The sequence below is a fragment of the Streptomyces sp. NPDC089424 genome, from assembly GCF_044749345.1.
Classification (GTDB): domain Bacteria; phylum Actinomycetota; class Actinomycetes; order Streptomycetales; family Streptomycetaceae; genus Streptomyces.
Genome location: NZ_JBIVHU010000008.1, coordinates 107,486 through 132,602, shown reverse-complemented (window position 1 = coordinate 132,602; position 25,117 = coordinate 107,486). Strand labels below are relative to the sequence as shown.

Here is a 25,117-nt window from a genome sequence, read left to right as displayed (position 1 = left end):
CGCGGGTCAGATCCGGTAGCCGGAGCCGGGCACGGTCACGATGACCGGCGGCTCGCCCAGCTTGCGGCGCAGGGTCATGACGGTCACGCGCACCACGTTGGTGAACGGGTCGGTGTTCTCGTCCCAGGCCTTCTCCAGGAGCTGCTCGGCCGAGACGACCGCGCCCTCGCTGCGCATCAGGACCTCCAGCACGGCGAACTCCTTCGGCGCGAGCTGCACCTCCTTGCCGTCCCGGAAGACCTCGCGGCGGTTCGGGTCGAGCTTGATCCCGGCGCGCTCCAGGACCGGCGGCAGCGGCACGCTGGTCCGGCGGCCCAGCGCACGCACCCGTGCCGTCAGCTCGCTGAAGGCGAAGGGCTTCGGAAGGTAGTCGTCGGCGCCGATCTCCAGGCCCTCGACCCGGTCGCTTACGTCGCCCGACGCCGTGAGCATCAGCACCCGCGTGGGCATGCCGAGCTCGACGATCTTGCGGCAGACGTCGTCGCCGTGCACCAGCGGGAGGTCGCGGTCGAGGACGACCACGTCGTAGTCGTTGACGCCGATGCGTTCCAGGGCGGCCGCACCGTCGTACACGACGTCGACGGCCATGGCCTCCCGGCGCAGTCCGGTGGCCACCGCATCGGCGAGCAGCTGCTCGTCCTCGACGACGAGTACGCGCACGGCTTGTCCTTCCTGTGTCCGCCCACGGGACGCCGGCGGGCGCACGCGAGCAGGGGGCTTCGGGGGTGTGTGGACCTCCATCCTGCCCTTTTCGGCCATAAGTCGGCAGTAAGGCGAGGAGTCCGCCGGCGTCGCGAGAACCGGGGGCCGGATCCGGGAATGCGAGATTTCCTCTTCCGGTTGAGGTTTCTGCGGGAGGGACTGGGGGGAGGACGGTTTACACCCCGCGATCACGCTCTGCTTGTGCCGCAGCACCATGCGGTACGCCGCGGTCCGCTTCCGCAGAGTGGGCGTGGGTGTCCGGCACCGTCGCCGCCCGGCAGGGCAGCGCTGGGCACTCATGGGAGCCGTGATCGCCCCTTCCGAACGGCACACCCCCGTGCCATCGACCCACGACCCAGGACGAGGGGGCGCAGCATGGACGCATTCACCGCAGGACTTCTGCAGCGCATAAGGGCTACCGAGTCCGATCTGACGCGGGCGCGTGACGAGGGCGACGACTTCCTCGTCGACGTGGAGCAGGGCGAGCTCGACGACCTGCGCCGCCTCGCGGCCGAGCACGGTGTGGAAGTAGGCGCGACCAGCGTCTGACCCAGCACGACAGCGGGCCCCCGGCGAGTCCAGCGCCGGGGGCCCGCTGTGCTGTGGCGTGCGGGAGAGGTCTCGCGGCCGAAGGCGTCAGTCGTGCCAGGCGCCGAAATCCTCCAGGAGCCGCTGGAGGGGCTCGAAGACGCCGGGGGTCCCCGCGACCGTCAGATCGGGTGAAAGGCGCTCCGAGGGGCGTCCCCCGGTCAGGGCGCCCGCCTCCCGGGCGATCAGGTCACCGGCCGCGTAGTCCCACGCGTTGAGTCCCCGCTCGTAGTAGCCGTCGAGGCGGCCCGCGGCGACGTCGCACAGGTCCACGGCGGCGGAACCGCCGCGCCGGATGTCCCGGACCAGCGGGATCAGCCGCTGGGCGACCTCGGCCTGGTGGGCGCGGACGGTGGTGACGTAGTTGAAGCCGGTGGACACCAGCGCCTGCTCCAGGGGCGCGGACGGCCGGCAGGCGAGCTCGCGTGCGCCCTCCCAGGCCCCCGTGGCCCAGGCCCCGGCGCCGCGTACCGCGTGGTACGTCTCCCCGCGCATCGGCGCCGCGACCACCCCGACCACTGTCTCGCCGTGCTGCTCCGCCGCGATGGAGACGGCCCAGGTGGGAAGCCCGTAGAGGTAGTTCACCGTGCCGTCCAGCGGGTCGATCACCCAGCGGACGCCGCTGCTGCCCTCGCTGGATGCGCCCTCCTCGCCGAGGAACCCGTCGTCGGGCCGGCGGGTGGAGATCAGATCGGTGATCAGCTTCTCCGCCGCGATGTCCATCTCGGTCACCACGTCGATCGGGCTTGACTTGGTGGCCGCCACCGCGAGATCGGCCGGGCGGCCGTCGCGCAGCAGCTCTCCGGCGCGGCGTGCGGCTTCCTGGGCGAGCGCCAGCAGTTCGAGGTGGTGGGCGTCGGTCACGTCGCTCCTCATGCGTAGGGGCTGTCGGCGCCCGCGGCGGCGGGACGCGGTGCGCGGGCGGGGCAGCAACCCACCGGGCAGAGGTCGTGGCTCGCGCCCAGCGCGCCCAGGGCGCACGGCGTGACCTCCTGGCCACGCTCGGCGGCGGCCCGCTCCCGGACGAGGTCACGGATCGCGGCGGCGAACCTCGGGTCGGCGCCCACGGTGGCCGAGCGGCGCACCGGCAGACCCAGCTCCTCGGCCTTGGCCTTGGCCTCCGTGTCGAGGTCGTAGAGGACCTCCATGTGGTCGGAGACGAAGCCGATGGGGGCCATCACGACGGCCGGGACGCCCGCCGCGTGCCGCTCCTCGAGGTGGTCGCAGATGTCCGGCTCCAGCCACGGGATGTGCGGGGCGCCGGAGCGCGACTGGTAGACGAGCTGCCAGGGGTGGTCGACACCGGTGCGCTCGCGTACGGCGTCGGCGATCAGCCCGGCGACGTCAAGGTGCTGCCGGACGTAGGCCCCGCCGTCCCCGTGCTCCTCGACCGGGCCGGAGGTGTCGGCGGCCGAGAGAGGGATGGAGTGGGTGGTGAAGGCGAGGTGCGCGCCGTCGCGCACGTCCTCGGGCAGGGAGGCCAGGGACCGGAGCACGCCCTCCACCATGGGCTCCACGAAGCCGGGGTGGTTGAAGTAGTGCCGCAGCTTGTCGATCTTCGGCAGTTCCAGGCCCTCGTCCTGAAGGGCGGCCAGCGCGTCGGCGAGGTTCTCGCGGTACTGCCGGCAGCCCGAGTACGAGGCGTAGGCGCTGGTGGCGAGGACCAGGATGCGGCGGCGGCCGTCGCGGACCATGTCGCGCAGGGTGTCCGTGAGGTACGGCGCCCAGTTGCGGTTTCCCCAGTAGACCGGGAGCTGAAGGCCGTGGTCCGCGAAGTCCTTGCGCAGGGCGTCCAGCAGGGCGCGGTTCTGGTCGTTGATCGGGCTGACCCCGCCGAAGAGGAAGTAGTGCCCGCCGACCTCCTTGAGGCGTTCCTTGGGGATGCCGCGCCCGCGCGTCACGTTCTCCATGAACGGGACCACGTCGTCCGGCCCTTCCGGGCCGCCGAAGGAGAGCAGGAGCAGGGCGTCGTAGGGGGTGGCATCGAGCGCGTCTGGCATGCCTCCGATCCTGCCACCCGGCACCGACACTGCCGCAACGGCGGTGCCGCACGCGCACGGAGCCATACCCGTGGGTGCATCGGGGTCACCGCACTCGTAAGCTGTATCCGCCGACTTCGCGCCTTACCCCACCGGTACGAGCCGTGCCGCGCGCGCATGCGGCGGTTCCGGCCCCTCGCCGCCCCTTCCGAACCGCCCGGAGACCCAGTGCCCAGCCCCTACCGCGCCCTGTTCGCCGCACCCGGCTCCAAGGGCTTCTCCGCCGCGGGGTTCCTCGGCCGGATGCCGCTGTCGATGATGGGCATCGGCGTGGTCACGATGATCTCCCAGCTCACCGGGCGGTACGGGCTGGCGGGCGCCCTGTCGGCCACCATCGCGCTGTCGGCGGCGGCGGCGGGCCCCCAGGTCTCGCGTCTGGTCGACCAGTACGGACAGCGGCGGGTGCTGCGTCCGGCGACCCTGCTGGCGCTGTGCGCGGCGGCCGTGCTGCTGCTCGCCGCGCACTACGGGTGGCCGGACTGGGTGCTGTTCGTGTCGTGCGTGGGCATCGGGTGCGTGCCCAGCGTCGGCGCGATGATCAGGGCCCGCTGGGCGGCGCTGTACCGGGGTACGCCGCAGCTGCACACCGCGTACTCCTTCGAGTCCGTGGTGGACGAGATCTGCTTCATCTTCGGGCCGATCTTCTCCATCGGCCTGTCCACCGCGTGGTTCCCGGAGGCGGGCCCGCTGCTGGCGGCCTGCTTCCTGGCGGCCGGTGTGTTCTGGCTGACCGCGCAACGGGCCACGGAGCCCGCCCCGCACCCGCGCGAGCGGCGCGGCGGTGGCTCCGCACTGCGCTCCCCCGGCCTGCAGGTCCTGGTGAGCACCTTCGCCGCCACCGGCGCGATCTTCGGTTCCGTGGACGTGGTCACGGTGGCCTTCGCCGACGAGCAGGGCCACAAGGCGGCGGCCAGCGTGGTCCTCGCCGTCTACGCGCTGGGCTCCTGCGTGGCGGGTGCCGTTTTCGGGCTCGTGCACTTCAAGAGAGCGCCCGAACCTCGGTGGCTGCTGGGTGTGTGTGCGATGGGCGTGAGTATGATCCCCCTCCTACTGGTCGGAAACTTGCCGTTTCTGGCCGTGGCGCTCTTCGTCGCGGGCCTGTCCATCGCTCCCACGATGATCACGACGATGTCCCTGATCGAGGAGCACGTACCACGCGCGCAACTGACCGAGGGCATGACCTGGGTGAGCACCGGGCTCGCGGTGGGGGTCGCGCTCGGCTCCTCCGTGGCCGGCTGGGTGATCGACGCCGCCGGTGCGCGCGCCGGGTACGGGGTTCCGGCGGTGTCCGGAGCCGTCGCGGTCGCGGTCGGTTTCCTCGGGTACCGCCGGCTCAAGCGGCCGGCTCCGGGTCGGGGAGGCACCGTTGAGCAGCACGGCGAACGGGAAGAACGGCACGTGGCGTAACTGGGGCGGCACTGTCGCCGCCCGCCCGGCACGGGCGGTCACGCCCGCCTCCGTGGAGGAGCTGACCGAGGCGGTACGGCGGGCGGCGGAGGAAGGCCTCACGGTCAAGGCCGTCGGCAGCGGGCACTCCTTCACGTCCATAGCGGCGACGGACGGTGTGTTGATCCGCCCTCAACTGTTGACCGGCATCCGCGACATCGACCGGGAGGCAGGCACCGTCACGGTCGAGGCCGGCACCCCGCTCAAGAGGCTCAACCTGGCCCTCGCGCGGGAGGGGCTGTCGCTGACGAACATGGGCGACATCATGGAGCAGACGGTCTCCGGGGCCACCAGTACCGGCACGCACGGCACCGGCCGCGACTCCGCCTCCATCGCCGCCCAGATCCGGGGCCTGGAGATGGTCACCGCCGACGGCTCGGTGCTCACCTGCTCCGACACGGGGACCGAGGAGGAGCGGGCTCTCTTCGCGGCCGCCCGGATCGGCCTCGGCGCCCTCGGCATCGTCACCGCGATCACCTTCGCCGTCGAGCCGCTCTTCCTGCTCACCGCGCGCGAGGAGCCGATGACCTTCGACCGGGTCACCAGCTCGTTCGACGAACTCTGGGCCGAGAACGAGCACTTCGAGTTCTACTGGTTCCCGCACACCGGAAACACCAACACCAAGCGCAACAACCGCAGCGCCGGGCCGGAGCGCCCGGTGGGGCCGGTCAAGGGCTGGTTCGAGGACGAGTTCCTCTCCAACGGGGTCTTCCAGGTGGCCAACTGGGTCGGCCGCGCCGCGCCGGCGAGCATTCCGGCGATCGCCCGGATCTCCAGCAAGGCCCTCTCCGCCCGCACCTACACGGACATCCCGTACAAGGTCTTCACCTCCCCGCGCCGGGTGCGGTTCGTGGAGATGGAGTACGCCCTCCCGCGCGAGGCGGTCGTGGAGGCGCTGCGCGAGCTGAAGGCGACGGTCGACCGGTCCCGGCTGCGGGTGAGCTTCCCCGTCGAGGTGCGCACCGCCCCGGCCGACGACATCACGCTGTCCACGGCGTCGGGCCGGGACACCGCCTACATCGCCGTCCACATGTTCCAGGGCACCCCCCATCAGGCGTACTTCACGGCCGCGGAACGGATCTTCACCGCGTACGAGGGGCGGCCGCACTGGGGCAAGGTGCACACGCGGGACGCGGAGTACTTCGCCGGGGTCTATCCGCGCTTCGGGGAGTTCACGGCGCTGCGGGATCGGCTGGATCCGGATCGCCGCTTCCAGAACGACTACTTGCGGAGGGTGCTGGGTCCGTAGCGGGCGCGCTGGGCGTGGGGGTCGCCGCCGGCTCCTCGCCGGTGCCCTGTTCGCCCTCTTCGCTCCCGCCCGGGCCGGGCTCGGCCGTCGCATCCCCCGCCGTACCGCCGTTGTCACCGCCCGAGGAGGCGCCGTCGGACGGAGTGGCACCCTCCGGGGTGCCGGGAGTCGTGGAAGGCGCCGGTGTGAAACCGCCCCCGACGGAACCGGAGTCGGAGTCGCCGGAACCGCCGGAGCCCTCGGGGGTCTCGGGGTCCCCGGAGTCCGGGGACGAGCCGCCTTGGCGGGAGAGGGCGTCGCCGACCGTCGTGTCGCCCTTGCCGCTGAAGCTGCTGCCGGAGGCCAGTTCGAACGTGGTGATGCCCGCCATCGTGACGCCGAAGACCAGGGCGGCCGCCAGCAGGGGGCGCTTGGGGCCTCTGACCCGCGCGCGGTGGACCGTGCCCGCGGAGAACTCGCCCGGCGCACGCGGGGCTTGCTCCGCCGTGGGGGCCGGCACCCGGGTGTCACGGAGCTGCTCGCCGGTTCGGGTGAAGAAGTGCTGGAACAGCGAACCGCCGCAGGTGGCGACGACGCTGACGAGCCCGGCACCGAGGATGGTGCCGTACACCCCGAAGTACGAGGCGAGTTTGGCGGCCACCACGGCGGCCACGGCGCCGCCCGCCACCTGGGGCACGCTCAGGTCGATCCGCCGTCGTTCCTTCTCCTCCCCGGTGCTCGACTCCTGGACGACTTCGGGCCTTTCACGCATTCCGGTGCCTTGCCTGCCTTTCCCGTACTTGATCGACTGGGGGTACGAGAGGGGGACGTACGGCCGAAAGCGGTAGTTCCGTATCCGTTGATTCCGTGAAGTACGCCACGTACGTGATCAGGAAAATCCGTCAGCGGCGGCCAAGTACCGTCCCTCGGGAGAAGTTGAGCGGCGCGCCAATCCACGCACGTGGTCCAAATGGAGTACTGTTGCGAGCCCTGGGTCCGGTCTCCCGCCTGGGCGTCCGCGACCTCGGTGGACCGCCGGGAGGGGGCAAGTTGCACAGGGTGACGGAGTTGGTCACTTAGCGTTGCGAATAGGTAACCGTGCCATAACGGCGTCGGGGGCCCTGTGCCCGACACGCCGGGCAACTCGGCAAGGTTGTGGCAGGCTGCACCCGGGCAGGCCACACTCGACTAGCGGAAGCAGCGACGCACGTGACGTCGGCAGGCACCACCCGGGAGGTCCCCATGCCCGAACTGCGTGTCGTGGCCGTCTCCAATGACGGCACACGGCTGGTGCTGAAGGCTGCGGACAGCACGGAGTACACGCTTCCGATCGACGAACGGCTCCGCGCCGCCGTGCGCGGCGACCGTCCCCGCCTCGGCCAGATCGAGATCGAGGTGGAGAGCCATCTCCGCCCCCGAGACATCCAGGCGCGGATACGTGCGGGCGCGACCGCGGAAGAGGTCGCCCAGATGGCGGGCATCCCCGTCGATCGCGTACGTCGCTTCGAGGGCCCCGTGCTGGCCGAGCGCGCGTTCATGGCCGAGCGGGCCCGCAAGACCCCGGTCCGACGCCCCGGCGAGAACTCCGGTCCCTTGCTCGGCGAGGCCGTGCAGGAGCGGTTGGTGCTGCGCGGCGCCGAGAAGGACACCGTGCAGTGGGACTCCTGGCGCCGTGACGACGGCACCTGGGAAGTGCTGCTGGTCTATGTCGTCGCGGGCGAACCGCACTCGGCGAGCTGGACGTACGACCCGCCCCGGCGGCTCGTCCAGGCCGTCGACGACGAGGCCCGTTCTCTGATCGGCGAGGCCGACGACCTCGGCACGCCCGAGCCCAGCTTTCCCTTCGTGCCGCGCATCGCACGGCTGCCGCGCGAGCGGACGGTGGACCGTCCCCTGGAGCGGGAGCGGGAGCGGCCGAGCCTGCCGCCGCCCGCGGTCGATCCGGTCGAGGAGGGCGTGGCCGAGCGGGACTCGCTGACCAGCCTCCTGGAGGCGGTGCCGAGCTTCCGGGGCGACCTGGTGGTCCCGGAGCGTCCCGCGCCCGAACCGGTGGAGGAGCCCGCCCCCGAACCCGAGGCGGAGGAGCCCCCGGCGCCCGCGGCCTCGGCCGGTTCCGCCTACGCGGACGTCCTCATGCCACGCTCCGTGGGCAGCCACCGTGACCGCCTGGTCGGCGCCACCGACCGGCAGGCTGAGGCGGACGGCGTCCGCCCCGGGCGCAGAGCGGCGGTCCCGAGCTGGGACGAGATCGTGTTCGGGACGCGACGCAAGAAGCAGGAGTAGTACCGGCGGCACGGCCGTCGTCGCCACGAGGGCCCGCCCCTGATCGATCAGGGGCGGGCCCTCTGCCTGCTCGGGAGAGCGGCGCGCCCCGCCCGGGCCCGGGTCACTGGGGATCCGGACCGACCGCCACCGGTCGCGACGGGTCCGACGACCACTCCGACCACGAGCCCACGTACAGCGCGGCCGGGATCCCCGCCACGGCCAGCGCCAGCACCTCATGCGCTCCGGAGACGCCGGAGCCGCAGTACACGCCGACCTGCTCCCCGTCGTGCGCCCCCAGCGCCTCGAAGCGCGCCCGGAGTTCCCCGGCGGGCAGGAAGCGGCCGTCCGCCCCCACGTTCTCGTTCGTGGGCGCCGACACCGCCCCGGGGATGTGCCCGCCCACCCGGTCGATCGGCTCCACGTCGCCCCGGTACCGCTCCGCCGCCCGCGCGTCGAGCAGTACACCCGAACGGGCCAATGCCGCCGCCCCGTCCGCGTCGAGGTGCCCCCGCGCGCCGGGCTCGGGACGGAAGTCGCCCTCCGCCGGCACCGGCTCCTCCCGCGAGAGCGCGCCCTCCCACGCCGGCAACCCCCCGTCGAGGACTCGGACGTCCGGGTGGCCCGTCCAGCGCAACAGCCACCAGGCGCGGGCCGCGGCCCAGCCCTGGCCGCCGTCGTACACGACGACCCGGCGACCGGCGGACACTCCCGCGCGGCGCATCGCGGCGCCGAACTCCGCGAGGTCCGGCAGCGGATGACGCCCGTGCGCGCCGGCCGCGGAGGCCAGCTCACGGTCCAAGTCGACGTAGACGGCGCCCGGAATGTGCCCGGCGGCGTACTCGGCGCGGCCGTCGAACGGCGGCTCACCGGCCGCCTTGGCCACGCTGAGCTGCCAGCGGACGTCGAGCAGGACGGGCGGGTGGCCACCCGCCAGGTCGCCGGCGAGTTCGGATGCGGTGATGATGGCGTTCATGGTCACCATCCTTGCGCACAGGGTGGCCGCATCGTCCAGCTACGGCTACTGTGCTCGGCCGGGCACGCTCGATCACCAGGCGTACGGGATCGGGCACAACCCGTAGAGCCGAGCGACATCCGAGAGCAATCCGGCGGAACCGAACAAGCAACCGCGCACCGGGCAACTGCCGGGCGGGCAGCGGAATGCGGCGGCGCGCCCGGAGAGCGGGACGACGACGGCGGTGCGAGCATCGGGCACGGGGGTCCGAGGGCGGAAGCGACACGGCCACCGCGAGGGGGCCGAGGGGAGAGTGACGATGACCGAGGCACGGGGGCCGGCCGACCGCGCGGGCGGGGAGCACGCCCGGTACAGGCCCGGAGCACCTTGCTGGGTGAGCCTGATGGTGCACGGCCTGGCGGCGACCGAGGAGTTCTACGGCACCTTGTTCGGCTGGGAGTTCCGGCCCGGGCCCCAGCAGCTCGGCCCCTATGTGCGGGCCCTGCTCGACGGCCGTGAGGTGGCGGGCATCGGCAGACTGCCGCCGGACCGGCATCTCCCCGTCGCCTGGACGCCGTACCTGGCCTCCGACGACGTCGACCGGACCGCCGAGACGATTCGCCTGTGCGGTGGCACGGTCGGCGTGGGCCCCCTCGACGCGGAGGACGCCGGGCGGCTCGCCATCTGCGCGGACCCCTCGGGCGCCGTCTTCGGTGTCTGGCAGGCGGCGGCCCATCAGGGCACCGGCGTCGCGGGGTTGCCGGGGACACCGGCCTGGCACGAGTTGCTGACGTTCGAGTCGGAGCGGGTCGCCAAGTTCTACGGCAGCGTCTTCGGCCATGTGCAGGAGCCGGTGGTCTCCGCCGACGTCGACTACCTCACCCTGCGGCTCGACGGGCGCCCGGTCGCCGGCGTGCATGGACTGGGCATGTCGGTGCCCCGTGACCGGGGCCCGCACTGGCTGACGTACTTCGAGGTCGACGACACGGACGAGGCGCTGCACCATGTCGCCGGACTGGGCGGGCACGTCCTCGGACCGGCGCGTGAGAGCGCCCACGGGCGCGTGGCCACGGTGGCCGATCCGGAGGGCGCGCGGTTCGCGCTGATCCAGAGCGGGCCCTCAGGCGGGTGACACCGGCAGCACGTCCGGCGACAGCGCCGCCGCGTGCGCGGAGGCCGCCGTCATACGGCGCCGGTGGTGCCGGCGGCACAGCACCTCGTAGCCGACGGTGTCCGCCTGGTTGACGTCGCCGACGACCACCTGGGCGCCCTCGACGACCATCTGGCCGCCGACCGTGCGGGCATTGTGCGTGGCGCGCGCCCCGCACCAGCACAGCGCCTCGACCTGGAGCACCTCGACCCGGTCGGCCAGCTCCACGAGCCGCTGCGAGCCGGGGAAGAGCTTGGTGCGGAAGTCGGTCGTGATCCCGAAGGCGTAGACGTCCAGGCCCAGGTCGTCGACCACGCGCGCGAGTTGGTCGATCTGCTCCGGCGCCAGGAACTGCGCCTCGTCCGCGATGACGTAGTCCGCGCGACCGCCCTGCGAGAGCTGGTCGACGAGGTACGCGTACAGGTCCATGCCGTCGGCGACCTCGACCGCGTCCGTGACCAGGCCGAGCCGGGAGGACAGCTTGCCCTCGCCGGCGCGGTCGTCGCGGGTGAAGATCACGCCCTGCAGGCCCCGCGCGGAACGGTTGTGCTCGATCTGGAGAGCCAGCGTCGACTTCCCGCAGTCCATCGTTCCGGAGAAGAACACCAGCTCGGGCATGGGAAGTTGAGCACCTTTCGGCGGGAGGTCGGCGGGGTGGGGGTCAGGAACGCACTTCGAGCAGCGGCACCAGCTGCTCGGCGGGGGTCATCGAGCCGTGGTTGCCCACCATCAGGGACTCCTTGGGCTCCCGCTGGGAGGCGATGAGCAGGACGTCGTCGCGCGCGGCCGCGATCACGTCGCCGATGCGCGCGTACACCCGCTCGTCGATGTGCGGCCCGAACCAGCCGGCCGCGATCGCCTCGTCCCGTGAGGCCACCCAGAACTGCTCGCCGAGCACCTCGCGCCAGCAGGTCAGTACGTCGTTCGCGGCGCCCGGGACCGCGTAGACGTGGCGGGCGCGGCCCTCGCCGCCGAGCAGGGCGACGCCCGCGCTCAGCTCCCAGTCCTCGTCAAAGTCGATGCGGTGCCGCTCGTCGAAGGGCACGTCGACCATGCCGTGGTCGGCGGTGACGTAGAGCGCGCTGCGCGGGGGCAGTTGCTCGGCCAGGCGCTGGACGAGGCGGTCGACGTACATGAGCTGGCCGACCCAGGTGTCCGAGGCGACGCCGTAGCGGTGGCCTGCTCCGTCGAGTTCGGCGTAGTACGTGTAGACCAGGCTGCGGTCGCCGGCCGCGAGTTGCTCGGCGGCGAGGTCCATGCGCTCCTCGCCGGTCAGCCGCCCGTGGAACGTTCCGCCGCTGAGCGCGACCTTGGTCAGCGGGGTGTTCTGGAAGGCGGGCGACGAGACCTGCGCGGCGTGCACTCCGGCGCGGTCCGCGAGCTCGAAGACGGTGGGGTAGGGCTGCCAGGCGGCCGGCGGTGTCCAGGGGTGCCAGCGCAGCTGGTTCATCAGCTCGCCGGTGTCCGGGTTGCGCGCCGTGTACCCGGGCAGGCCGTGCGCGCCGGGCGGGAGTCCGGTGCCGACCGAGGCCAGCGAGGTCGCGGTCGTCGCCGGATAGCCGGCGGTGAGGGGGCGGCCCGTACCGCCGCGCGAGGAGGGAAGGAGCGAGGTCAGGAAGGGCGCCTCCTGCGGGTGCGCCTTCACCTGCTCCCAGCCGAGCCCGTCGATCAGGAACACGCAGGCCCGGTCGACGGGGGTGAGCTCGGTGATCGCCGCGGTCATGTCGGGTACGCCCATGCCGGCGGCCAGGGTGGGCAGCAGGTCGGCGAGCGAGCCCGTGCCGTACTCGGGGCGCGGGGCGGAGTCGACGGCGAGGGGCTCGGGGTGGTCCCAGGCGGCGGGCTGTGCCATCAGCGTGTGGGGTCCGCGGTCGCCTCGGAGACGGCCTGCGCGAAGACGAGGGCCTGGCGGACCGTCTCCGGGCCGTCCCCGGCCTCACTGACGCGCAGGCTGAGGTCGTCCGCCGTCGAGCTGCCCGTGTAGCCGTGGTCGGCCTCGCAGTTGGGGTCGCCGCAGGCGGCGGGCTCCAGGTCGATGCGGGCGACGGCGCCCCAGCCGATGGTGAGCACCACCTCGCGCGGGAGGGTGCCCGGGGTGTACGACTCGGGGTTCGCGACGACGCGGCTGACCACGACCGAGGAGATCCGGTCGAGCTTGACCGACTCCGTGGACGTCGTGGCGTAGGGCGTCGGCGAGGTGCTGTCGGCGGCCTGCTCGTCGGTGTGGCTGACGACGAAGCGGTGGTCGGTCAGGACGAGCACGGTGACGTGCCGGCGCACCTCGTTCTGGTCGAACGTCGTCTCCTGGTGGACCAGGTACGACCGGATGGGCTCGCCGCCCACGGCGGCCTCCACCGCCTCGGCCACGAGAGCCGGGTAGTAGCCGCTGCGCTCGATCGCCGCTCGCAGCCCCTGGGTCGTCGTACTGGTCTTGGCCATGCCGTCCATCCTACGGGGGCCCACTGACTGCGAGGCACCGCTCGGGTGGTGCGGGCCCCGGGCTCAGTAGGTGGGCAGGGTTCGCGGGCCCAGGTCGTCGCGGACGGGGGGTGGGGCCAGGCGGACCGAGGCGCTGAGGACGCTGAGGCCGTGGGGGGCGACGACGACCGGTTCGAGGGTGACCGCCACCACCTCCGGGTGGTCGTCGACCAGGCGGGACACCCGCAGGAGCAGCTGTTCGAGGGCGGGGGTGTCGACGGGGGTGGAGCCGCGCCAGCCGAAGAGGAGCGGGGCGGTCCGGATCGAGCGGATCAGCGAGGTCGCCTCACGGTCGGTGACCGGGACCAGCCGGTGCGCGGTGTCGCCGAGCAGCTGGGAGGCGGCCCCGGCGAGCCCGAAGGAGAGCACGGCGCCGGCGGCCGGGTCGATCACGGCGCGTACGACGGTGTCCACTCCGCGTGGCGCCATCCGCTGCACGACCGGCCGCAGCTCCTCCGGCTTCCCGAACAGCTCTGCCAACTCTGTGTACGCCCGCCGCAGTTGCTCCTCGTCCGCGAGGTCGAGCCGGACACCGCCGAGGTCGGCGCGGTGGCGCAGGTGCGGGGCGGTGGCCTTGAGCGCGACGGGGTAGCCGAGGGCGCGGGCGGCCTGGGCGGCGTCGTCCGGGGTCGGGGCGGGGCGGGCGCGGTGCACATGGATGCCGTACCGGCGCAGCAGCTCGCAGGTTTCCTCCATGCCGAGCGTGAGGCCCTGCCCGCGCGCGAGCAGCCCTCCGATCAGCTCCGCCGCGCCCTTCTCGTCGATGTCGTCGTACTCCGGCACCTTCCCGGGGTCGGCGGCCTCGCGTCGCCACTGCCCGTACTGGACGGCCTGGGCGAGGGCGCGGACGGCCCGCTCGGCGGCGGGGTAGGCGGGGATGAGGTGGGAGCCGACGGGGAGGGGGGTGGGGGTCGCGGCCTCCTGGCCGTCGGGGGTCTGCGCCGTTCGTCGCCCCGGGGGCCTCGGGGGCTCCGGAGGCGTAGCCGCGCGCGGGGGCCACGGTGTCCGTGACCGGGCGGGGCCTTCCTCCAGGGCGTCCGGCCGGCTCGTGCCGGCGCCGGTGTCCTCGCTCGCCGGTGCCGCCTGCGGTGCCGTGCTCGCCGCCGCCGACAGCGCGTCCGCGAGACCGCCCAGCTCCACGTGGACGACCAGCACCGGCTTGGAGGGCACCGCCGCGGCGCCCGAGCGCAGGGCCTCGGCCAGCGCCGCGTCCCCTGCCCTGCCCTCCCCCACCATCGGTATCGCGGTCACCACGACGGCGTCGCACGTCTCGTCGGCCAGCGCCCGCGCGAGCCCCGCCCGGAAGTCCTCGGGCGAGGCGGCGGTCGTGAGGTCACGCGGCGCCTGCGGTCGCAGCCCCTCGGCCAGGCAGGCGTCGTACGTCAGCAGCCCCAGCGACTCGGAGTTCCCGAGGATCGCCACCCGTGGCCCCGCCGGCAGCGGCTGGCGCGCGAGGAGCAGCCCGGCGTCCACCAGTTCGGTGATCGTGTCCACCCGGATCACCCCGGCCTGCCGCAGCAGCGCGGACACCGTGGCGTGCGGCAGCCGGGTGGCCCGTACCGCGTGTCCCTGCGGCGCCGCGCCCCCGTGCCGCGCGCCCTGGACCACGACCAGCGGTTTCGCCGCCGCGGTCCGCCGCGCGAGCCGGGTGAACTTGCGCGGGTTGCCGATGGACTCCAGGTACATGAGGACGACGTCGGTGTCCGGATCGTCGTACCAGTACTGGAGGGCGTCGTTGCCGGACACGTCGGCACGGTTGCCGGAGGACAGGAAGGTCGACACGCCCGTGTCCCCGGTGACCCCGCCACCGCGCCGGTGCAGCCGGGACAGCAGGGCGATGCCGATCGCCCCGGACTGTGCGAACAGCCCGATCCGCCCGGGCCGCGGCATCTCGGGGGCCAGCGAGGCGTTGAGCCGCACCGCCGGGGAGGTGTTGATGATCCCGAAGGTGTTCGGGCCGATGATCCGCATGCCGTACGCGCGTGCCTGCCGCACGAGTTCACGCTGGCGCTCGCGTCCGTCAGGCCCGCTCTCGGCGTACCCGGCGGAGATCACGACGAGCCCCTGCACGCCGTGCTCGCCGCACTCCGCGACCACGTCCGGGACGTGCTCCGCCGGCACCGCCACCACCGCGAGGTCGACGGTCTCCTCGATGTCCCGCACCGACCGGTGGGCCGGCACCCCGTCGAGTTCCTTCCACCCGTCGGGCAGCGCCCTGTTCACGGCGTACAGGCGGCCGGTGAACCCGGCCGCCCGGAGGTTGCCGAGCACGCTGCGGCCCACTCCCCCGGGCGTGCGCCCGGCGCCGACGACGGCGATCGAACCGGGCGTCAGCAGCCGCCGTACCGACCGCCCCTCGGCGCGCTGCTCCCGCGCGCGCTGCACCGCGAGCGAGCGGTCGGTGGGTTCGAGGTCGAACTCCAGGCGTACGACGCCGTCCTCGAAGCTGCGCTTCTGGGTGTACCCGGCATCCGTGAACACCTTGATCATCTTGTTGTTGGCGGGCAGCACCTCGGCGGCGAAGCGCCGGATGCCGCGCTCGCGGGCGACGGCGCCGATGTGCTCCAGCAGGGTGGAGGCGACGCCGCGCCCCTGGTGGGCGTCCTGCACCAGGAAGGCGACCTCGGCCTCGTCGGCGGGCGCGGACGCGGCCATGCCGTCGGCGCCGATGCGGTCGTAGCGTACGGTGGCGATGAACTCGCCGCCGATGGTCGCCGCGAGTCCCACCCTGTCCACGAAGTCGTGGTGCGTGAAGCGGTGGACGTCCTTCGCGGACAGCCGCGGGTAGGGCGCGAAGAAGCGGTAGTACTTCGACTCGTCCGAGACCTGCTCGTAGAAGCTGACCAGACGCTCGGCGTCGTCGACGGTGATGGGCCGGATGCGTGCGGTGCCGCCGTCGCGCAGCACCACGTCGGCCTCCCAGTGGGCGGGGTACTCGTGCCGGTCCGACGGGCTCTGCATGGGGCCCAGAGTACGGCTCGCGTACGACAACGGCGCGAGGCAGTCTGTGGAGGGACACGAGCCGGAGCGAGGCCGCGTTCCGGCGCCGCCCGGGGCGGGACGCAGGGCCCGTCGGGGCATGCTCCACGATATGGGAAACTGGTCTAGACAACCCTGAACACCTGAAGGGCAGCATCACATGGCTGAGCGCCGCGTCAACGTCGGCTGGGCCGAGGGTCTCCACGCCCGCCCCGCATCCATCTTCGTCCGAGCCGCCACGGCCGCAGGCGTCCCGGTGACGATCGCCAAGGCGGACGGCAACCCCGTCAACGCGGCCTCCATGCTGGCGGTCCTGGGTCTGGGCGCCCAGGGTGGCGAGGAGGTCGTCCTGGCCTCCGACGCCGAGGGCGCGGACGCCGCGCTCGACCGCCTGGCCAAGCTGGTCGCGGAGGGCCTCGAGGAACTCCCCGAGACCGTCTGAGCCCGCCCACGGCATTTCCGAAGCCGCGTCGCCTCTTTCCGGGCGGCGCGGCTTCGCCGTTCTCCGGCGCACCCGGTCGGTTTTTCGCACCACGGATCGCCCGAATTCAGGGCATGCCGAAAAGGACAGCGGAAATTGCACCGCCGCCGAATATCACTTCTTTGTATACGGCGCTCGTGTTAATGCCGCAGGCCCGACATGTTTACGGCATGTTGCGAAGTCCTCACACGGTCCCCGCGGTCTCCGACGCCAGGAAATCGGAGCCGGTGCGCGCCGGTCGCGCGCTCGGCGTGCAGCGCCGTGACCGCGCGCGCCCGTTCACCGTCGCCGCGCGCCACCGCGTCCACGATCGCGCCGTGCTCCGACCAGGACTCGACGGGGCTGAGCGGCGCCTCCACGGAGTACATCCAGGCGATCTTGTGCCTTAGCTGGGTCAGCATCGCGATCAGCGCGGGGCTGCCGGAGGCCTGGGCGAGCGTCTCGTGGAACCAGCCGCCCAGGGAGCGCAGATCCTCGCTGCCGCCCCGCCTGGCCCGGTCCTGGCCCAGCCGGACCAGGCCACGCAACACCTTCAGATGGGCCTCGGTACGCCGCTGCGCGGCCCGCGCGGCACCGAGCGGCTCCAGCAGCAGGCGCATCTCCAGCAGGTCGGCGGCCTCCTGCTCGGTGGGCTCCGCCACGCACGCGCCCGCGTGCCGCCGGGTCACCACGAAGCCCTCGGCCTCCAGCGTGCGCAGGGCCTCGCGGACGGGGACGCGCGAGACCCCGTAGCGGCGCGCGAGGAGTTCCTCGGTGAGCCGGCCGCCACGCTCGTAGACACCCGCGACGATGTCGTCCCGGATGGCCGTGCACACCGAATGCGCCGGAACACGCATGACCGACCTCCGCCTTAATCCCCGTGAAACGCCGACGACTGACGTGTGTTCCGCGACTCTATTGCAATGAGCCGGAATTTCCGATGGCGGGCCGGAATCCATGCATATTTTTTGGACATACAGGCGTGCGAAACCAGGCGTGCGAAACACCGAAAGCCCCGGCTCACGGAGCCGGGGCCACGGGAAGCGGGCGATCCGCCGTCAGACGCCGACGCCGTGCGAGCGGAGGTAGGCGACCGGGTCGATGTCCGTGCCGTACTCCGCCGTCGTCCGGGCCTCGAAGTGGAGGTGCGCTCCGGTGACGTTGCCGGTGGCACCGGACAGGGCGATCTGCTGCCCCGGGGTGACCGTCTGGCCCACCGAGACCGAGAACGACGACAGGTGGCCGTACTGGGTGTACGTGCCGTCGTTCATCTTGATCACCACTTGATTGCCGTACGCCCCGCCCCAGCCGGCCTCGACGACGGTGCCGGACCCGACCGCGTACACGGGCGTGCCGCTCGCCGCGTGGAAGTCGACACCGGTGTGGCTGCCGGAGGACCACAGGGCACCGCCGGACCGGTAGCCGGTGGAGACGTAGGAGCCGCTGATCGGCGACACATAGGTGGTGAGGCGCTTGCGCTCGGCCTCGCGGGCGGCGCGCTCCTTGGCCTCGCGGGCCTCCTCGGCCCGCTCCTCCGCGCGCTTCTTGGCGGCGGCCTCGGCCTTCTTCTCGGCCTCGGCCTCCGCGGCCGCCTGCTGCTGGGCGACCGCCTGGGCGTCGATCTGCTCGGCGACCGAGTCGCCGATGGTGATGACCGGGAGCAGGCCGGTCTGCTCGGCCGCGGGCTCGGCGGCGAGCGCGGGAGCGGCCAGGGTGCCGATGACACCGGTGGTGGTCAGGGCCGCGACCCCCGCCGCGCGGGCGGTGGTGCGCTTCATCCGGCTGGGACGACGGTGCTTCCCGGTGGCGCGCGTGAACGCCATGTAGTGGCTGGTCCTTTCCTTCCCTCTCGCCTACCGGGTTAGCTGACGGGTTCGGAGCAGGAAGGTCTCCTACGGACTCCCTCGCCGTGCGCGGGCGTCCGATTCACCCCAGGGACTTCATGGTTGGGTCCCCGGCTCCCCTGGCTCGCGCCGTACGGGGACTCGGCGATGGCTGTCCGGTGCCGCGGGTGCGGCGCACTGCCTGACGGACAGCCCGGATGACGCTAAGCGGGACATCTTTCAATCCCCAAACCCAACCGGGCGTTTGTAGCGCATCCCACAGGCCAGACAGGCAACCTCTCCCTCAATTGGGACATAAAGGGGCCCTGGTGACGCATCCGTCACCAGGGCCCCTGCACGCGCGTGCCGTGCGCAGGCCCCTACTCGGCTGACACGACCGTGACTTCGCCGATGCCGAGGGCCTCCACGGGCTCCTTGATCTGCGCCGCGTCGCCCACAAGAATCGTCACCAGACGGTCCGCCGGGAAGGCGCTGACGACGGCCGCGGTGGCCTCGACGGTGCCGGTCGCCGCCAGCTGCTGGTACAGCGTCGCCTGGTAGTCGTCGGGGAGGTGCTGCTCGACCTGGTCGGCCAGCGTCCCCGCGACGGCCGCGGCGGTCTCGTACTTGAGCGGTGCCACCCCGACGAGGTTCTGCACGGCGACGTCCCGCTCGGCGTCCGTGAGCCCCTCCGCGGCGAGCGTGCGCAGCACCGTCCAGAGGTCCTCGAGCGCGGGACCGGTGTTCGGCGTGTCCACGGAGCCGCTGATGGCGAGCATCGCGGCACCGCTGCCGTCGGGCGCGGAGCGCAGCACCTGACCGAACGAGCGCACCCCGTAGGTGTAGCCCTTCTCCTCGCGCAGGACGCGGTCCAGACGCGAGGTGAGGGTGCCGCCCAGGCAGTACGTGCCGAGCACCTGGGCCGCCCACACGCGGTCGTGCCGGTCGGGGCCGACGCGGCCGATGAGCAGCTGGGTCTGGACGGCGCCGGGACGGTCCACGATCACCACGCGGCCCATGTCGTCGGCCGTGACCGGCGGCACCGGGCGCGGCTGCGCCTGGGAGCCGGCCCAGGCGCCCAGGGTCTCGCCGAGCAGCACCTCCACGTCGATGTCCGTGAGGTCGCCGACGACCACGGCGGTGGCGGTGGCGGGGCGGACGTGCCGCTCGTAGAAGGCGCGCACGGCAGCGGAGTCGATCTTCGCGACCGTCTCCTCGGTGCCCTGACGCGGGCGGGACATGCGCGAGGTGGCCGGGAACAGCTCCTTGGAGAGCTCCTTGGCGGCCCGCCGGGCGGGGTTGGCCAGCTCGTGCGGGATCTCGTCGAGGCGGTTGCGGACCAGCCGCTCCACCTCGCTGTCGGCGAAGGCGGGCGCCCTGAGCGCGTCGGCCAGCAGCCCGAGCGCCTTGGGCAGGCGGGAGACCGGCACCTCCAGGCTCAGCCGCACGCCGGGGTGGTCGGCGTGCGAGTCCAGGGTGGCGCCGCAGCGCTCCAGTTCGGCGGCGAACTCCTCGGCGGAGTGCTTGTCGGTGCCCTCGGAGAAGGCCCGCGCCATGATCGTGGCGACGCCGTCGAGTCCGGCCGGCTCGGCCTCCAGGGGCGCGTCCAGCAGCACCTCCACGGCCACGACCTGCTGGCCGGGGCGGTCGCAGCGCAGCAGCGTGAGGCCGTTGTCGAGCGTCCCGCGCGCGGGAGCCGGGAACGCCCAGGGGCGAGCCGCGCCCGCCTGCGGCCGCGGGTGGAAGTCCATCGTGGCGAGCTCGGTCACTTCGCCGCCTCCTCGGTGTCGTCGTCTGCGTCGGTCTCGGCGTCTGCCGCAGCCGTGGGCTCGTAGACGAGCACCGCGCGGTTGTCGGGCCGCAGGCGGGCCTTGGCGACCTCCCTGACCTCCTCGGCCGTCACCTCCAGGACCCGCTGCACGGCGGTGAAGGCGAGCTTCGGGTCACCGAACAGCACGGCGTAGCGGCAGAGTTCGTCGGCGCGGCTGGCGACCGTGCCCAGCCGGTCCAGCCACTCGCGCTCCAACAGGGCCTGCGCGCGCTCCATTTCCTCGGCCGTGGGGCCCTCCTCGGCGAACCGGGCGAGCTCCTCGTCGATCGCGGCCTCGATGACCGGCACCTCGACGTCGCCGGACGTCTTCACGTCCAGCCACCCGAGGGAAGGCGCTCCGGCCAGCCGCAACAGGCCGAACCCGGCCGCCACCGCCGTGCGGTCGCGCCGGACGAGCCGGTTGTACAGGCGGGACGACTCGCCGCCGCCGAGGATGGTGAGCGCGACGTCGGCCGCGTCGCACGCGCGCGTGCCGTCGTGCGGGAGCCGGTAGGCGCCCATCAGGGCACGCGCCGGGACCTCCTCCTCGATGACCTCGCGCGACTCCTTGCCCATGACCTCGGGCAGCGAGCCGTCACGCGGGGCGGGCTTGCCGTCGTGGCCGGCGATGGAGCCGAAGTACTTCTTGATCCATTCGAGCGTCCGCTCGGGATCGATGTCGCCGACGACCGACAGCACCGCGTTGTTCGGCGCGTAGTACGTGCGGAAGAACTGGCGCGCGTCCTCCAGGGTCGCCGCGTCCAGGTCGGCCATCGAGCCGATCGGCGTGTGGTGGTACGGGTGGCCCTCCGGGTAGGCGAGGGCGGTGAGCCGCTCGAAGGCGGTCCCGTAGGGGACGTTGTCGTAGCGCTGGCGGCGCTCGTTCTTGACGACGTCCCGCTGGTTCTCCATGGACTCGTCGTCCAGGGCGGTGAGCAGCGAGCCCATGCGGTCCGCCTCCAGCCAGAGGGCGAGCTCCAGCTGGTGGGTGGGCATGGTCTCGAAGTAGTTGGTGCGCTCGAAGCTGGTCGTGCCGTTCAGGGAGCCACCGGCACCCTGCACCAGCTCGAAGTGGCCGTTCCCCTTGACCTGGGCGGACCCCTGGAACATCAGGTGCTCGAAAAGGTGAGCCAGGCCGGTACGCCCCTTGACCTCGTGGCGCGAGCCGACGTCGTACCACAGGCACACCGCGGCGACCGGGGTCAGGTGGTCCTCGGAGAGCACCACACGCAGGCCGTTGTCCAGGCGGTGCTCTGTCGCTGTCAGCCCGCCGGAGCCTGCCTCGGCTGTGGCCGTGTGACCCATGGGCATGTACGTCCCTTCGATCGCGGTGCGGTCGGGAAACCGCGGAATTCCTGCCAGTCCTGCCACTGTATGCAAGCGCGCGGACCTGGTGTGAAGTTCCCGGAGCGCGTACGCCCACAGCGAGAATCCGGATGCGCGGCGCGAGGGCGTAGCCTGCGGGTCAGCGCGGGGCCGGGTGGCCGACGTCGGGTCCAGCGTCCGCGCTGTCAGTGGCGCGGTCCACAATGGTCCGCGTCAGATGTGGTTCACGCTCAGCTGGAGTGAGCCGCAGGGACCTGAGCGCCCCGTGGGCGAACGACCGAAAACAGGAGGAGCCGGCAGCGATGGCCCGCCGCAGCACGAAGACCCCGCCGCCCGACGACTCGTACGAGGAGCGGATCCTCGACATCGACGTCGTGGACGAAATGCAGGGCTCCTTCCTCGAGTACGCGTACTCGGTCATCTACTCCCGGGCCCTGCCGGACGCCCGTGACGGTCTCAAGCCCGTGCACCGCCGCATCGTCTACCAGATGAACGAGATGGGCGTGCGCCCCGACCGCGGGTACGTGAAGTGCGCCCGCGTGGTCGGCGAGGTCATGGGCAAGCTGCACCCGCACGGCGACGCGTCGATCTACGACGCCCTGGTGCGCATGGCCCAGCCGTTCTCCATGCGGGTGCCCCTGGTGGACGGCCACGGCAACTTCGGCTCGCTGGGCAACGACGACCCGCCCGCCGCCATGCGGTACACCGAGTGCCGGATGGCCGAGGCCACGAGCCTGATGACGGAGTCCATCGAAGAGGACACCGTCGACTTCGCGCCGAACTACGACGGCCAGGAGCAGGAGCCGGTGGCCCTGCCCGCCGCCTTCCCGAACCTGCTGGTCAACGGCGCCTCCGGCATCGCGGTCGGCATGGCCACGAACATGCCGCCGCACAACCTGCGCGAGGTGATCGCGGCCGCCCGCCACCTGATCAGGCATCCGAACGCCGACCTCGACGCCCTGATGCGGCACGTCCCGGGCCCCGACCTGCCCACCGGCGGCCGGATCGTCGGCCTCACCGGGGTCCACGACGCCTACGAGACGGGCCGCGGCACGTTCAAGATCCGCGCCACGGTCGCCGTGGAGGACGTGACGGCCCGCCGCAAGGGCCTGGTCGTCACCGAGCTGCCCTTCGCGGTCGGCCCGGAGAAGGTGATTGCGAAAATCAAGGACCTGGTCGGTTCCAAGAAGCTCCAGGGCATCGCCGACGTCAAGGACCTCACCGACCGCGAGCACGGGCTGCGCCTGGTCATCGAGATCAAGAACGGCTTCGTGCCGGAGGCGGTCCTGGAGCAGCTCTACAAGCTCACGCCGATGGAGGAGTCCTTCGGCATCAACAACGTCGCGCTGGTCGACGGCCAGCCCCTCACGCTCGGCCTCAAGGAGCTCCTGGAGGTCTACCTCGACCACCGCTTCGAGGTCGTGCGCCGCCGCTCGGAGTTCCGCCGCGGCAAGCGGCGCGACCGCCTGCACCTGGTCGAGGGCCTGCTCACGGCGCTGGTGGACATCGACGAGGTGATCCGCCTCATCCGCTCCAGCGACAACTCCGCGCAGGCCAAGGAGCGCCTGATCGAGCGCTTCGGGCTGAGCGACATCCAGACGCAGTACATCCTGGACACGCCGCTGCGCCGGCTGACCAAGTACGACCGCATCGAGCTGGACGCCGAGAAGGACCGGCTGACCACGGAGATCGAGGAGCTGACCCGGATCCTGGAGTCGGACGCCGAGCTGCGCAAGCTGGTCTCCACCGAACTGGCCGCCGTCTCCAAGAAGTTCGGCACCGACCGGCGTACGGTCCTGCTGGACTCGAACGCCACGGCGGTGGCCGCGGTTCCGCTCCAGGTCGCCGACGACCCGTGCCGCATCCTGCTGTCCTCGACGGGGCTGCTGGCCCGTACGGCCGACGCCGAGCCGTTCCCCGAGGCCGCCGCGGCCAAGCGCGCCAAGCACGACGTGATCGTCTCGGCGGTCCCGGCCACGGCCCGGGGCGAGGTGGCCGCGGTGACCTCGGCGGGCCGGCTGCTGCGGATCAACGTGGTCGACCTCCCCCAGCTCCCGGAGGCGACGGCGGCGCCGAACGTCTCCGGCGGTGCGCCGCTCGCCGAGTTCGTCTCCCTGGAGGGCGACGAGACGGTGGTCTGCCTGGCCACGCTCGACGAGTCCTCCCCGGGGCTCGCGCTCGGGACGGAGCAGGGCGTCGTCAAGCGGGTGGTGCCGGACTACCCCGCCAACAAGGAGGAGCTGGAGGTCATCACCCTCAAGGAGGGCGACCGCATCGTCGGCGCGATCGAGCTGCGCACGGGCGAGGAGGACCTGGTCTTCGTCACGGACGACGCGCAGCTCCTGCGCTACCAGGCCTCACAGGTGCGCCCGCAGGGACGCCCGGCGGGCGGCATGACGGGCATCAAGCTCACCGAGGGCGCCAAGGTCATCTCCTTCACGGCCGTGGACCCGGCGGTGGACGCGGTGGTCTTCACCGTCGCGGGTTCACGCGGCACGCTGGACGACTCCGTGCAGACGACGGCCAAGCTGACCCCGTTCGACCAGTACCCGCGCAAGGGCCGGGCCACCGGCGGAGTGCGCTGCCAGCGGTTCCTGAAGGGCGAGGACTGCCTGTCCTTCGCCTGGGCGGGCGCCACACCGGCCCTCGCCGCGCAGAAGAACGGCTCGCCCACCGAGCTGCCCGAGATCGACCCGCGCCGCGACGGCTCGGGCGTGTCCCTGGCGAAGCCGGTCGGGGCGGTGGCGGGGCCGGTCTAGAGCGGGGGCTCCTCGGGATTCATGGCGTAGGGGTCCCGAGGGTCCGCATCCCGTGCGTCCGGTACGTAGCGCAGGACGCCCCACATGCCGTGCTCATCGGCGTGCGGGGCGTCGCTGCCGCACGCCGAGAGTTCCTTGTCGAGGGCGGGGGCGTCGATGCCGGAGCCGATGAGGACGAGCTGGGTGAGCCGCTCGGCGCCGGCCTCCCACGGCTCCGGGTAGAACCGCAGGAACCGTCCGACGGCGTGCACGGCGTACCGGTTGCGCGGGTCGTGCGGGCCGAAGTCGACGTACCCCTTGATCCGGTAGAGCCCCTCGGGCCTGCTGTCGAGGAACGTCATCAACCGGCGCGGGTCCAGAGGCGTTTCGGAGACGAAGGAGAGGCTGTCGTAGGCGGCGTGCAGATGCCCGGCGTGCTCGTGCTCCTCGCCCGCGCCGTGGTGCTCGCGCAGGTCGTCGAAGGACAGCTGCCCCACCCGCTCCCGCGAGGGCCGGCAGTCGAAGAGGAACTCGGGGTCGACACGGCCGTAGGTCGCCGGGACGACGGCCGCACGGTCGGCGAGGGAACGGACGAGGGCGAGGACGCGCTCGGAGTCCGCCGCCCGGTCGGTCTTGTTGACGACGACGAGGTCGGCGAGCGCGAGGTGCCGGTCGATCTCGGGGTGCTTCGCGCGCGTGTCGTCGAACTCGGCGGCGTCGACGACCTCCACGAGCCCGCCGTAGACGATGCCCGGGTGCTCGCTGGCCAGCACCATCCGCACCAGTTCCTGGGGTTCGGCGAGTCCGCTGGCCTCGATGACCACGACGTCGATCCCGGCGTCTGGGTGCGCCAGCCGTTCGAGGTAGACGTCCAGCTCACCGGCGTCGACGGCACAGCACAGGCAGCCGTTGCCGAGGGAGACGGTGGAGTCCCCGAGGGCGCCGGCCACCGCCATGGCGTCGATCTCGATGGACCCGAAGTCGTTGACGAGGGCGCCGATGCGGCTGCCCCTGCTGCGGTGCAGGAGATGGTTGAGCAAGGTCGTCTTGCCGGAACCCAGGAATCCGGCGAGTACGACGACCGGGATCTGCCGGGAACTCGGGCTCGGACCCACCGTGCGACCTCTCTCACG

Annotated in this window: 21 protein-coding genes and 1 riboswitch; of the genes, 7 read left to right on the top strand and 14 right to left on the bottom strand. The window is 72.5% G+C overall.

Annotated elements, in window-relative coordinates:
- Positions 1-6: 6 nt before the first annotated feature.
- A complete protein-coding gene (locus ACIP2X_RS29720; RefSeq protein WP_007385219.1) occupies positions 7-660 on the bottom strand; it encodes a response regulator transcription factor in 654 nt (217 codons plus the stop codon).
- Between the two features lie 417 nt (positions 661-1,077).
- Between ACIP2X_RS29720 and ACIP2X_RS29715 the strand changes: the two genes are divergently transcribed.
- Positions 1,078-1,251: a hypothetical protein gene (locus tag ACIP2X_RS29715; protein WP_365460207.1), complete on the top strand. Its 174-nt coding sequence runs from the start codon at positions 1,078-1,080 to the stop codon at positions 1,249-1,251.
- 87 nt (positions 1,252-1,338) lie between these two features.
- On the opposite strand, the gene ACIP2X_RS29710 is transcribed toward ACIP2X_RS29715, so the two are convergent.
- A complete protein-coding gene (locus tag ACIP2X_RS29710; protein WP_401678575.1) occupies positions 1,339-2,154 on the bottom strand; it encodes an inositol monophosphatase family protein in 816 nt (271 codons plus the stop codon).
- A gap of 8 nt (positions 2,155-2,162) precedes the next feature.
- Positions 2,163-3,290: a ferrochelatase gene (locus ACIP2X_RS29705; protein WP_401678572.1), complete on the bottom strand. Its 1,128-nt coding sequence runs from the start codon at positions 3,288-3,290 to the stop codon at positions 2,163-2,165.
- A gap of 207 nt (positions 3,291-3,497) precedes the next feature.
- On the opposite strand from ACIP2X_RS29705, the gene ACIP2X_RS29700 reads away from it, so the two are divergent.
- Both ACIP2X_RS29700 and ACIP2X_RS29695 read left to right on the top strand, forming a co-directional pair.
- Positions 3,498-4,736 carry an MFS transporter gene (locus tag ACIP2X_RS29700; RefSeq protein ID WP_401678570.1) on the top strand — a complete coding sequence of 413 codons (1,239 nt, stop codon included), beginning with the start codon at positions 3,498-3,500 and terminating at the stop codon, positions 4,734-4,736.
- Complete coding sequence (locus ACIP2X_RS29695; RefSeq protein ID WP_401678567.1) at positions 4,696-6,024, top strand: D-arabinono-1,4-lactone oxidase; 1,329 nt, start codon at positions 4,696-4,698, stop codon at positions 6,022-6,024. The genes ACIP2X_RS29700 and ACIP2X_RS29695 overlap by 41 nt, the downstream gene beginning before the upstream one ends.
- Here ACIP2X_RS29695 and ACIP2X_RS29690 read toward each other — a convergent pair.
- Positions 5,948-6,775 (bottom strand): hypothetical protein, encoded by an 828-nt coding sequence (locus ACIP2X_RS29690; RefSeq protein ID WP_401678564.1) that lies wholly within the window; start codon positions 6,773-6,775, stop codon positions 5,948-5,950. The two genes, ACIP2X_RS29695 and ACIP2X_RS29690, sit on opposite strands and share 77 nt — an antisense overlap.
- 470 nt (positions 6,776-7,245) lie before the next feature.
- Between ACIP2X_RS29690 and sepH the strand changes: the two genes are divergently transcribed.
- Entirely contained in the window at positions 7,246-8,286 is a 1,041-nt protein-coding gene (sepH, locus tag ACIP2X_RS29685; RefSeq protein ID WP_401678561.1) for a septation protein SepH, read from the top strand.
- A 103-nt stretch (positions 8,287-8,389) separates the two neighbouring features.
- Here sepH and ACIP2X_RS29680 read toward each other — a convergent pair whose 3' ends face one another.
- Positions 8,390-9,241, bottom strand: coding sequence for a sulfurtransferase (locus ACIP2X_RS29680; RefSeq protein ID WP_401678558.1), 852 nt, complete (start codon positions 9,239-9,241; stop codon positions 8,390-8,392).
- Between the two features lie 298 nt (positions 9,242-9,539).
- Here ACIP2X_RS29680 and ACIP2X_RS29675 point away from each other — a divergent pair, with 298 nt between their 5' ends.
- Entirely contained in the window at positions 9,540-10,352 is an 813-nt protein-coding gene (locus tag ACIP2X_RS29675) for a VOC family protein (RefSeq protein WP_401678555.1), read from the top strand.
- Here the strand turns inward: ACIP2X_RS29675 and ACIP2X_RS29670 are convergent.
- Genes ACIP2X_RS29670 through ACIP2X_RS29655 form a run of 4 tightly spaced genes read right to left on the bottom strand, consistent with a single transcriptional unit; the run spans position 10,341 to position 15,809 of the window.
- Complete coding sequence (locus ACIP2X_RS29670; protein WP_401678552.1) at positions 10,341-10,988, bottom strand: thymidine kinase; 648 nt, start codon at positions 10,986-10,988, stop codon at positions 10,341-10,343. The two genes, ACIP2X_RS29675 and ACIP2X_RS29670, sit on opposite strands and share 12 nt — an antisense overlap.
- A gap of 43 nt (positions 10,989-11,031) precedes the next feature.
- Positions 11,032-12,222, bottom strand: coding sequence for an alkaline phosphatase family protein (locus ACIP2X_RS29665; protein ID WP_401678549.1), 1,191 nt, complete (start codon positions 12,220-12,222; stop codon positions 11,032-11,034).
- Complete coding sequence (locus tag ACIP2X_RS29660) at positions 12,222-12,818, bottom strand: DUF5998 family protein (RefSeq protein WP_401679231.1); 597 nt, start codon at positions 12,816-12,818, stop codon at positions 12,222-12,224. The genes ACIP2X_RS29665 and ACIP2X_RS29660 overlap by 1 nt, the downstream gene beginning before the upstream one ends.
- A 54-nt stretch (positions 12,819-12,872) precedes the next feature.
- A complete protein-coding gene (locus ACIP2X_RS29655) occupies positions 12,873-15,809 on the bottom strand; it encodes a GNAT family N-acetyltransferase (protein WP_401678546.1) in 2,937 nt (978 codons plus the stop codon).
- A gap of 178 nt (positions 15,810-15,987) precedes the next feature.
- Between ACIP2X_RS29655 and ACIP2X_RS29650 the strand changes: the two genes are divergently transcribed.
- A complete protein-coding gene (locus ACIP2X_RS29650) occupies positions 15,988-16,269 on the top strand; it encodes an HPr family phosphocarrier protein (RefSeq protein WP_055697115.1) in 282 nt (93 codons plus the stop codon).
- Between the two features lie 179 nt (positions 16,270-16,448).
- Here ACIP2X_RS29650 and ACIP2X_RS29645 read toward each other — a convergent pair whose 3' ends face one another.
- From ACIP2X_RS29645 to ACIP2X_RS29630, 4 genes are all read right to left on the bottom strand, one after another.
- Positions 16,449-17,144, bottom strand: a complete 696-nt coding sequence (locus ACIP2X_RS29645; protein WP_401678543.1) for a GntR family transcriptional regulator — start codon at positions 17,142-17,144, stop codon at positions 16,449-16,451.
- Between the two features lie 201 nt (positions 17,145-17,345).
- Positions 17,346-18,110 carry a M23 family metallopeptidase gene (locus ACIP2X_RS29640; RefSeq protein ID WP_401678540.1) on the bottom strand — a complete coding sequence of 255 codons (765 nt, stop codon included), beginning with the start codon at positions 18,108-18,110 and terminating at the stop codon, positions 17,346-17,348.
- Between the two features lie 12 nt (positions 18,111-18,122).
- A riboswitch (cyclic di-AMP (ydaO/yuaA leader) is annotated at positions 18,123-18,288 on the bottom strand.
- 202 nt (positions 18,289-18,490) lie between these two features.
- The gene (locus ACIP2X_RS29635) at positions 18,491-19,879 is read right to left on the bottom strand and encodes a M16 family metallopeptidase (RefSeq protein WP_401678538.1); all 1,389 of its coding nucleotides are present in this window, start codon (positions 19,877-19,879) and stop codon (positions 18,491-18,493) included.
- The gene (locus ACIP2X_RS29630) at positions 19,876-21,231 is read right to left on the bottom strand and encodes a M16 family metallopeptidase (RefSeq protein ID WP_401678535.1); all 1,356 of its coding nucleotides are present in this window, start codon (positions 21,229-21,231) and stop codon (positions 19,876-19,878) included. Before ACIP2X_RS29630 ends, ACIP2X_RS29635 begins: the two co-directional genes overlap by 4 nt.
- A gap of 317 nt (positions 21,232-21,548) precedes the next feature.
- Here ACIP2X_RS29630 and ACIP2X_RS29625 point away from each other — a divergent pair, with 317 nt between their 5' ends.
- A complete protein-coding gene (locus ACIP2X_RS29625; protein ID WP_401678533.1) occupies positions 21,549-24,005 on the top strand; it encodes a DNA topoisomerase (ATP-hydrolyzing) subunit A in 2,457 nt (818 codons plus the stop codon).
- Here ACIP2X_RS29625 and ACIP2X_RS29620 read toward each other — a convergent pair.
- Entirely contained in the window at positions 24,002-25,099 is a 1,098-nt protein-coding gene (locus tag ACIP2X_RS29620; protein ID WP_401678530.1) for a CobW family GTP-binding protein, read from the bottom strand. The genes ACIP2X_RS29625 and ACIP2X_RS29620 overlap by 4 nt on opposite strands.
- Between the last annotated feature and the right edge of the window lie 18 nt (positions 25,100-25,117).